11 protein-coding genes, 1 pseudogene and 1 riboswitch are annotated in these 9,356 nt (G+C 40.5%); of the genes and pseudogenes, 4 read left to right on the forward strand and 8 right to left on the reverse strand.

All coding sequences use genetic code 11. The features are described 5' to 3' along the window. The 3 genes and pseudogenes from B2R65_RS02200 to B2R65_RS02210 all read right to left on the reverse strand — a co-directional run. Positions 1–434, reverse strand: a pseudogene (locus tag B2R65_RS02200) (phosphomethylpyrimidine synthase ThiC); the annotation flags it as partial. 142 nt (positions 435–576) lie between these two features. Next, a riboswitch (TPP riboswitch) is annotated at positions 577–682 on the reverse strand. Positions 683–776: 94 nt separating this feature from the next. Then, a complete protein-coding gene (locus B2R65_RS02205; protein WP_004589048.1) occupies positions 777–1,175 on the reverse strand; it encodes an META domain-containing protein in 399 nt (132 codons plus the stop codon). A 311-nt stretch (positions 1,176–1,486) separates the two neighbouring features. Beyond that, positions 1,487–1,891 (reverse strand): acyl-CoA thioesterase, encoded by a 405-nt coding sequence (locus tag B2R65_RS02210; RefSeq protein WP_286740680.1) that lies wholly within the window; start codon positions 1,889–1,891, stop codon positions 1,487–1,489. Positions 1,892–1,974: 83 nt separating this feature from the next. On the opposite strand from B2R65_RS02210, the gene B2R65_RS02215 reads away from it, so the two are divergent. Then, positions 1,975–4,092, forward strand: coding sequence for a TonB-dependent receptor (locus B2R65_RS02215; RefSeq protein ID WP_286740682.1), 2,118 nt, complete (start codon positions 1,975–1,977; stop codon positions 4,090–4,092). A gap of 170 nt (positions 4,093–4,262) precedes the next feature. Here B2R65_RS02215 and epmA read toward each other — a convergent pair whose 3' ends face one another. Then, positions 4,263–5,237, reverse strand: coding sequence for an elongation factor P--(R)-beta-lysine ligase (gene epmA / locus B2R65_RS02220; protein ID WP_286740684.1), 975 nt, complete (start codon positions 5,235–5,237; stop codon positions 4,263–4,265). Between the two features lie 56 nt (positions 5,238–5,293). Beyond that, complete coding sequence (efp, locus tag B2R65_RS02225) at positions 5,294–5,860, reverse strand: elongation factor P (RefSeq protein WP_004587956.1); 567 nt, start codon at positions 5,858–5,860, stop codon at positions 5,294–5,296. Between the two features lie 41 nt (positions 5,861–5,901). Here efp and epmB point away from each other — a divergent pair, with 41 nt between their 5' ends. Beyond that, entirely contained in the window at positions 5,902–6,915 is a 1,014-nt protein-coding gene (epmB, locus tag B2R65_RS02230; protein ID WP_029773264.1) for an EF-P beta-lysylation protein EpmB, read from the forward strand. On the opposite strand, the gene B2R65_RS02235 is transcribed toward epmB, so the two are convergent. Beyond that, positions 6,912–7,121 (reverse strand): hypothetical protein, encoded by a 210-nt coding sequence (locus B2R65_RS02235; RefSeq protein ID WP_024031488.1) that lies wholly within the window; start codon positions 7,119–7,121, stop codon positions 6,912–6,914. The genes epmB and B2R65_RS02235 overlap by 4 nt on opposite strands. An 82-nt stretch (positions 7,122–7,203) precedes the next feature. Between B2R65_RS02235 and B2R65_RS02240 the strand changes: the two genes are divergently transcribed. Continuing rightward, complete coding sequence (locus B2R65_RS02240; RefSeq protein ID WP_004587953.1) at positions 7,204–7,494, forward strand: hypothetical protein; 291 nt, start codon at positions 7,204–7,206, stop codon at positions 7,492–7,494. A gap of 88 nt (positions 7,495–7,582) precedes the next feature. On the opposite strand, the gene B2R65_RS02245 is transcribed toward B2R65_RS02240, so the two are convergent. Both B2R65_RS02245 and B2R65_RS02250 read right to left on the reverse strand, forming a co-directional pair. Beyond that, complete coding sequence (locus tag B2R65_RS02245) at positions 7,583–8,074, reverse strand: DUF3016 domain-containing protein (RefSeq protein ID WP_286740691.1); 492 nt, start codon at positions 8,072–8,074, stop codon at positions 7,583–7,585. A gap of 395 nt (positions 8,075–8,469) precedes the next feature. After that, complete coding sequence (locus B2R65_RS02250; RefSeq protein WP_286740693.1) at positions 8,470–8,961, reverse strand: DUF3016 domain-containing protein; 492 nt, start codon at positions 8,959–8,961, stop codon at positions 8,470–8,472. A 188-nt stretch (positions 8,962–9,149) separates the two neighbouring features. Here B2R65_RS02250 and B2R65_RS02255 point away from each other — a divergent pair. Further along, positions 9,150–9,356 (forward strand): SDR family NAD(P)-dependent oxidoreductase (locus B2R65_RS02255; RefSeq protein WP_286740695.1); only part of this gene is annotated, 207 nt, incomplete at its 3' end.

Genomic DNA, 9,356 nt, shown 5'->3' on the forward strand with positions numbered 1-9,356 from the left:
GCTTTACCACGGCGAATTTTAGGTAAATGATCAAAGCGAATATGATCAAGGCCGTCATCGGCCATACGTTGCTGAGCAAATTGCGAAGTGACTGAGTCGAGCACTTCAGTGTCGTTGCGCTCTTTTATCCACTGCTCACGAAATTTAGGTAACCCCTTACGTACGTCTAGCTCAAAGTTAGGGTCGGTATACGGGCCTGATGTATCGTAAACACGCAGTGGATCGTTTGGCTCATACACAGGGTTTTGCTCATCGCCACCAATAAACGTATCGCTTAATGTAATTTCGCGCATACCCACGCGTACACCGCTTTGGCTGCCCTCAACATACACTTTTTGTGAGCTTGGAAATGGCTGACCCGTTAAATTATAAATGTAATCTGACGCAGCAGCGCGCGTTTCTCGACGTGTAGACTTATTTGTAGTGTTTGACATGACTTACCTCATTGCTAAAGGGTTGTCTTGTCAGATATTCCATAAGGAATAGAGAAAGATCGTAAAGCAGTGGTTACGCTGCTTTGCGGCCTAAAATGGCTATTTATTTTGTTGTGCGCATAAAAAAGACGCACAAGCGTCCCATTTTAGGCAGCTTGTTCCCTACGCAGGTTTTAACCTGATCAGGTTCACGGATCCCGCTTTCGCGATCTCAGCCTTAATTATTTAAGGCACTCCGACAAGTATAATTATGTTCGTTGATTTGCTATTTTGATCAAATCAGCGTTGAGTGTACGCCAGTTAAAAATTGCCTGCAAGGGGCAGTTTTAAATACTCATGCCACTACTTTGCAATAAATAAAAAAGTTTGATCGCCCTGCATAACTAACTGTGAGCCTTGCATGGTAAGCGTTGCACCTTCTCGTAGCGCTTGTAAAAACTGCTGCTCTAGCTCATCAACGTCTGCTCCGCACGACTTACGCGTCATGCCAAGTTTATTAACGCTAATACTGCTGTCTTTAAGCTCGCCTTCACCAAAAAACTTATTACATCCTGCAAACCCGTTTACTTGCAACGCTTCAATAAAGCTCATTGATGCACTGTAAGAGGCCGGCACAGCTAAACCATCAACCTTTGATAGTTGCCATTGTGTATACTTTAGCTGCTCAGTGGTCACCGTCCCTGTGGCTGTACAACCAATACATAAACCGATTAAAAGCATCGGTAGTGCTGCTAATTTCATGCTATTTCTAACTAAATATTTAATTACCGTAATAGTAACAATTTTTATGCGGTTTATCCGTTAAAAATGCATGTTTTAAATGTAAATTTTTGTTCTATGATAGTTTAGAGAGTGTTGAACTTTGCAGATTAAAACGTGTTCACATTATGGGCGCTTTAATCGCTTTGCTTTATTTGTAACTTAGTAGGCTCGATAACAGCACCTACGCTACCCGCTATTTACGATAAACAACCTCACTACCTAGGCGCTGCTATAAAACAGACTACATTAAATTTAATCCCAAAGGTCACAGCCCCTAAAAATTATACTGGCTAATCTTGGGCGTAATTTTTAAATAAATTATCTATTTCGGGAGGTAAACAAGGGCGCCCTTTTTCATTAACCGAAGTGCCTATAACCTTGGCTTGTAGCATTACTTTGTTGTCGTGTTTACGTACTAAGGTTTGCTTAAACGCAAACTTTATACGGCTTATACGCACAGGTTCAACTGCTATATAAAATTCATCATCTGGTACAAGCGAATGTTTATAATCAACCTCACTGCGTATCACCACTAAATTAACTTTTTGCTTTGCTAGTAGTGCAAAATCAACCCCATTTGCAAATAAAAACTCATGGCGAGCATGCTCTAAATAATTAAAGTACACACTGTTATTTACAATTCCTTGTAGGTCACATTCGTAATGGCGCACTTTAAAATCAACTTTAAAGGTCATATTAGTAATCCTGATTATTTAACGTATAATCGCTGCGTTATAACACAAGTATTAAAATAATTGCTACCATACGAGTCCCCAAAATGGAGTTAAGTAACCTAATGAACTTACGTTTGTCTTTAATTACTGCGGCGTTATTACCGCTAATTAGTACACCACTTATAGCAAACGCTGATGACAGCGACCTAGAACGAATTGTTGTTACAGGCGACTTTCAACGTGAAAGCATTCAAACATTAAGCGCTAGCGCTAGCCTATTTAGCAAAGATGAAATTAATCAACGTGGTGCAAGTTACTTAGACGAAATGCTAGGTAGTACAGCCAACGTAAACTTTACATCTGGTGCCTCTCGTGGTCGTTATATTCAAATTCGTGGAGTGGGACTTCGTTCACAATTTGTAGATCCAATTAACCCATCGGTTGGCTTAGTTATTGACGGAATTAACTACTCGGGTTTAGGTGGCAGCTCATTATTATTTGATATAGACCAGGTAGAAATTTACCGCGGCCCGCAAGGCACTCGCTTTGGTGCAGACGGCATGGCCGGTATGATCCAAATGGAATCAGCTCAGGCAACTGCCGATCCGAGCTTAAAATTACAAGTGGGTATGGGTACTTATAACTCGCGCGAAGCAGGTCTTGCAGCAAGTACAGGATTAACCGACGACACAAGTGCCCGCGTCAGCTACTTTAGCAGAAAATCAGATGGCTACGTAGATAACCTGTATTTAAACGACGAAACTCAACAACAAGATGAGCAAGTAGCCCGCTTTAAATTAAACAGCCAACTTACTGAGCATTTAAACACAGAGTTAAACCTGCACTACATAGATATAAACAACGGCTACGATGCGTTCACGCTTGATAACAGCCGTAATAGTGTAGCCGACGAGCCAGGCCAAGATAATCAACAAAGCTACGCCATTGGTATTAATAATACCTACACAGGCTTTGATGCCTTTGATGTAAGCTTAAACCTTTCAGCCATTGATACAGAGCTACTTTACAGCTTTGATGAAGACTGGGTATGTAACGATGCAAGCGAGCCACAATTATGTGCAGCTGGCTTACACCCTTGGGGTTATAGCTCAACCGATGTGTACACGCGTGATCGCGATGATCAGTCGGCTAATTTACAATTTAATTCTAAAACAGGTAACTGGGTTGCCGGTGTTTACTATCAAAACCGCGATGTAGATTTAGAGCGCGAATATACTTGGCTTGCAAGTCCATTTGCATCAACCTACGAAACCAGTAACGTAGCTGTTTACGGCCAAGTAGCCACACCTATCGGCCCTAAAACCACGCTCATTACCGGTTTACGTGTAGAGCAATACCAAGGTGATTACACCGACAGCAACGGCTTTATTGAAGAGACCGACGACGTAATGGTAGGCGGTAAAATAGCACTTGAATACCAAGTGATTGACCGTACTATGATCTACACCAGCATTACCCGTGGTTATAAAGCTGGCGGTATTAATTCAGAAGCATTAGCAAAAGCTAAAGATGAAGGCTTAAACCTAGATGCTGATTTTTTCCAGCAGCATACAAGCTTTGACCCTGAATACCTTTGGAGCGGCGAGTTTGGCGTTAAGGGTTCATCGCTTGATGATAAATTTACCCTTCGTTTAGCAGCATTTTATATGCACCGCGACAACATTCAGTTAAAAGCATGGCAAGTAGAAGGTCAGCAATTTACAGGCTACGTTGATAACGCAAGCTCTGGTAGCAACTACGGGCTAGAAGTTGAAGGTAGTTACCAACTTACCGAAGACTTATTCTTAACAGGTAGCGCCGGTTACTTAAACACAGAAATTGACGACTTTGTAACGCAATCTGGCTTAAATCAAGACGGTCGTGAGCAAGCACAATCACCTAAATACCAATACGCATTTAGCGCACGTTACAACTTTACTAATGAGCTGTACGGTATGATTGGTGTTGAAGGTAAGGACGATTACTACTTCTCAGATAGCCATAATTCAAAAGCACCCAGCAGCAATTTAGTAAACCTAAGTTTAGGCTACGAAGCCGACATGTGGGCAGTGCGCGCATGGGCACGTAACGTATTTGACGAAGAAGTACCAACCCGCGGCTTTGAGTTTGGTAACGACCCACTTGATGGTTACGCTACACACACCTACGTGCAATTAGGTGAGCCAAGAGTAGCGGGTATAACGTTTACGTTAGAGCTGTAAGCTGTAAGCTGTAAGCTGTAAGCTGTAAGAAAAAATAAATATTAAGCACCGCGTTTACAATAAACGCGGTGCTTTTTTATTGGTAGGCGTGAAGCTTGCTCACGCAAAAAGAAAAAGCGTATAGATTTTATATCAACGCGCCAGTAAGCATGGCGCCTACAGGACAAGCATCACGCCCTATCTACATCAAACGCGATGACTTCTTTTATTGTATCTTTAGCGGTGGCTAGCATAACTAACCTGTCTATACCCATGGCAACACCTGCGCATTGCGGTAAGCCGTGCTCAAGAGCGGCGATTAACCGGGTATCCATAAGCACGTGGTTTAACCCATTGGCAGCGCGATAAGCGTTATCTTCATCAAAGCGTTTTGCCTGCTCTTTAGCATTAGTTAACTCATTAAAGCCATTCGCTAATTCCATATTTTTATAATAAAGCTCAAAGCGCCCTGCTACGCGGTTATCATGCTCACAAATTTGTGCCAATGCCGCTTGCGATGCCGGAAAGTGATACACAAAGCACGGCTTAGTTTGCCCAATAGTTGGCTCTACTTTCATACAAAATAACAGCTGCAATAAGGTATCTTTATTGGTTTCGTTTTTGGCTATATCGGCAAAGCCGTGATCGCTGGCAAGTGTTTGCAATTGTCTAAGCGTAGCTGTTAATGGGTCAAGCGCTAACACTTGCTCAAACGCTTGTTGGTAAGTAAGACGCTCTGCAGGCTCTACATTTAAAATGAGCTGCATTAGCTCATCCATTTCATCCATTAATGCAAACTCATCAAACCCAGGGCGATACCACTCAAGCATGGTAAATTCGGGGTTATGATGGCGTCCCGCTTCTTCATTTCTAAATGCCTTACAAAGCTGAAATATGGGCCCTGAGCCTGCTGCTAGCAAACGTTTCATTGCAAATTCAGGCGATGTTTGTAAATAAAGCGGCAAGCCACCAGCGTGGCCTGGGCCTACAAACTGCGTATTAAAACTTGCTAAATGCACATCGGTTACACTGGCACTGCTTAAGCTCGGTGTTTCTACTTCCATTACATTACGCGTATAAAAAAACTCACGAATGGTTCGCAGTATGGCTGCACGCTGCTTAAGGGTGTTTATGCTTGCACTAGGTGCCCAAGGTGTTGCTGACATATTTTCTCCAAAAAAAATCCCAGCTTAAGCCGGGATTTTATAAACCGTACTCAAGCTTACTTAACACGGCCTACGTATTCACCGCTACGGGTGTCTACTTTAATTACTTCACCAATTTGTACGAATAATGGAACGCGTACTACTGCACCAGTGCTAAGCGTTGCAGGTTTACCGCCTGTGCCCGCTGTATCGCCTTTAAGGCCAGGATCAGTTTCAGTGATCTCAAGCTCAACAAAGTTAGGTGGAGTAACCGCGATTGGGCTACCGTTCCATAATGTAATAGTACATACATCGTTTTCAACTAACCATTTAACGGCATCGCCAAGTGCTTTTTCGTCAGCGGCAATTTGTTCAAATGTTTCGTTGTTCATGAAATGCCAAAACTCACCGTCTGTGTATAGGTACGCTAAGTCGGTATCCATTACATCGGCGCCTTCAACTGATTCACCCGATTTAAAGGTTTTTTCAAGCACCTTACCAGAGATAAGTTTGCGGATACGAACACGGTTAAACGCTTGGCCTTTACCAGGTTTTACCATTTCATTTTCTAAAATACTGCAAGGTTCGCCGTCCATCATAATTTTTAGGCCGCCCTTGAACTCGTTGGTGCTATAATTCGCCATCGTTTCCTCTATTTAATTTTTTTCGAGTAATCTACGTGCCAATGATACAAAGAAATGAAGCAAATTTGCATAAAAACTGGCAAAAAGAATTAGCAAATGTAGTTACCTGCCCAAAAACCTTGCTTGAAATGGTCGGTTTATCGAGCCAAGCCCATGAAAACGACCTAAAAGCCCGCAGTTTATTTCCGGTACGCGTGCCAGTCCCTTTTATAAAAAAAATACGCAAGGGCGATGCAAACGATCCCTTATTGCTACAAGTTATGCCACGCCATCAAGAATTTTTGACCAAAACAGGTTTTAATAAAGACCCTCTGCTTGAGCAAGACAACGAACAGCCTGGGCTTTTACATAAATATAAATCCCGTGTTTTAATTATGTTTAAAACTGGCTGTGCAGTAAATTGCCGTTACTGCTTTAGGCGCCACTTCCCGTATCAAGAAAACCAGCTTAATAAAAAAAGCCTGCTTGATGCGCTGAGCTATATAAAATCAGATGCCAACATAAACGAAGTGATTTTAAGTGGTGGCGACCCACTTATGGCCAAAGACGATGCCATTAGCTGGTTTTTAGATGAGCTTGAACAGTTACCTCAAATTAAACGCATGCGAATACACAGCCGTTTGCCTGTTGTTATACCTGCGCGTATTACCGATGAGCTGTGCGCGAGGCTAAAGCAATCACCGCTAAAAATTATATTTATTAACCATATAAATCATGCCAACGAAATAGACGACGAGTTTAAAGCCGCCATGCAAAAGCTAAAGCAAGCAGGCGTAACGTTATTAAACCAGGCAGTTATTTTAAAAGAGGTGAACGACACCGTTGAGGCACAAATAAATTTAAGTGAGGCGTTATTTGATGCAGACGTACTGCCATACTATTTATATTTGCTAGATAAGGTTGAAGGCGCAAGCCACTTTGATATAGAAGAGCCACAGGCAATAAAAATAATGGCAGAACTATTAAAAGCCCTGCCTGGATTTTTAGTGCCTAAATTAGTAAGAGAAATAGGCGGTCAAAAAAGCAAAACACCTATCGACCTTAAGTTAGTTTAAACGTATATATTTACATTGTTACCCAGTGTTGCAGTGACCGACTGAGCCGGTGATTGCGCACTTGTTGGCTGGGCAGCACCTTCAATTAGTGCAAGTGCTGCTGCGCCATCTGCTAATTGCTGCTTTTTAGACAAAGCAGCGGTATATACTTCACCACCTTGGCCAGAGCTAGACATAGCGGGTAGATTTCCACCTGATATATTCATCGTTATAAGCCTTAATCAACCTGACATTTAAATGTAATCCAAGTACTATATCGGCAATGCAGTACAAAGCTTTAGGAAAACCATGGATTCTATAATTGAACAACTCAACGCTAACTTAAAAATTGTTTATCGCCAAGCACTTGATGCCGACAAAAAACTAGATGAGCTACAGCAACAAGGCCACGGTAAATTTAAAGCCTTGTTCCCAGCTGATGCCGGATTTAGTTTTGAAGCTAAACGCTTTAAGCCATACGTACTTGATGTAGCAGCCGATGTAGAAAGCTTAAGCACAGATGGTTTTGATGAAGAAAAGCTTAAAACAACGGTTATTAAGCTACAACAGTTACTTACCCTGCTCGCTACGTTTAAGTAGCTAAAAATTAAAGTTTAATTTAGTAAACATCAAATACAAAAATGCCGATAATGTTTATCGGCATTTTTTATTTATTTTGTAACTGTATTTAACTTATATTAGATAAAACTTTTGAATGAAACCAGTTAGTTACTAAGCGATTTTCATAATAAAATGATCTAGAGGTTGAGCGCTTAATTTTATCTAAATAGCCTCTATCTTTTAATAACACTTCTGTGGCGTGGTTCACAACTTCACCCTGCGAATTAGTTACCGTGTAAGACAGCTTAATTTGTGGGTAATGAAATGGTTGAATTACTCTTATTTTTTTAGCGCCAGAAAACTCAATAGCACCTGCTAAATCAAGATCTGCAACCTCTACATTTAATTTATATCCACTTGGTAATTTTTCAGCTAACTTCGCAAAATGCTTTTCAAAGTTAATAGTAATTTGCTTTTCAAAAGAAGTTGGTGATTGATTTGCTGCACTCACATCGCGGTAATTGTCAAAATCTTGCCATTTAACTGCAGACTCACCAGCTTGTGCAATACCAATAGAACTTAAACCCATTACTAACGTTAGTAATTTTAAACTTTTCATAATCTTCTCCATGTAAACTATCAAAAGTCAACGCAAGTACAACACATTCAATTTAAAACAATAAACCAGAACACTTACACTGATGACATTAGTTTAAATTAGCAGCAAAAATTTTTAATGTAAAGTTGGGTACATCCCTATATTGATAAAAACACAATCAAAAAGTAATTTAATCACTTAATTGCCAGCTTGAAATGCAAAAGCTAATAACTCTCTTTGTACGCATAATCAAAATGATAAAAAAGCCTACTTATATTTAAGCTCCGCTTGATAAAACTAATTTTAATAAGGAAAACTATAAATCGCTTTTTTAGTCTGCAATAGTTGCTTACTTTAGCCGCTACCTTTAAGTCATCTTGATTTTGTAACTTGCCATTGTTAGTGGCAAGTTTAATTTAATCAATGCTTGCTAAAATTTGCTCGCCAAACCATTCGGTTATTAAGCGTTTTTCATAAAAAAACGGCTCGTCGCGACCCATTTTAATTTTATCCATAAAGCCCATGTCTTTAAGCTCTACATCGTCCTCTTCACTCACTACGCTCCCTTTATTATCGCTTAGCGAGTAATTGAGCTTAATGCGCGGAAAATAAATAGGTTTTACTACGCGTATTTCATCCATACCGCCATAGCGTACGTCCCCTGCTAAATCGATATCGGTTATTTCTAAATTTAGCTTGTAGCCTTTTGGCAATTGCTCGGCAAGTTTAGAAAAATGTTTTTCGAACTGAGTAGCAATTTGTTCGTGGTACGACGCTTTACCCTGGCTAGAAGCGCGCACATCGCGGTAGTCTTTAAAATCTTGCCACTTAACTACAGATTCTCCAGCGTGTGCAAATGCAGGTAATGTAATACACATTGCCATAGCGATTGTTTTAACTGAATTCATAGCATTCTCCAAAGGGGCAGTACTAATTATTTAGACTTAGCCCAGTAATAGACCATACAAGTTTAACACTAGTTTATTAACCATTACTTAATTAACCTATTTTAATACGCTTTTAAAATAAAGCATGTAAATAGTAAGAATATATGATGAAATTAAGATAATTGAAAAAAGGTATCCACGGAGCATTCATGGCAATTTTAGTAACAGGCGGCGCAGGCTACATAGGCTCACACACCGTTTTAGAACTTTTACAGCAAGGCAGCGAAGTTGTTGTTGTTGATAATTTAAGTAACGCATCAAAAGAGTCGCTTGCACGCGTAAAGCAAATCACAGGCAAAGAAGCCACGTTTTACCAAGGCGACATTCTTGATAAAGTTTTTTTAGATGCCATTTTT

Source organism: Pseudoalteromonas sp. UBA2102 (assembly GCF_002331165.1).
Taxonomy (GTDB): domain Bacteria; phylum Pseudomonadota; class Gammaproteobacteria; order Enterobacterales; family Alteromonadaceae; genus Pseudoalteromonas; species Pseudoalteromonas atlantica.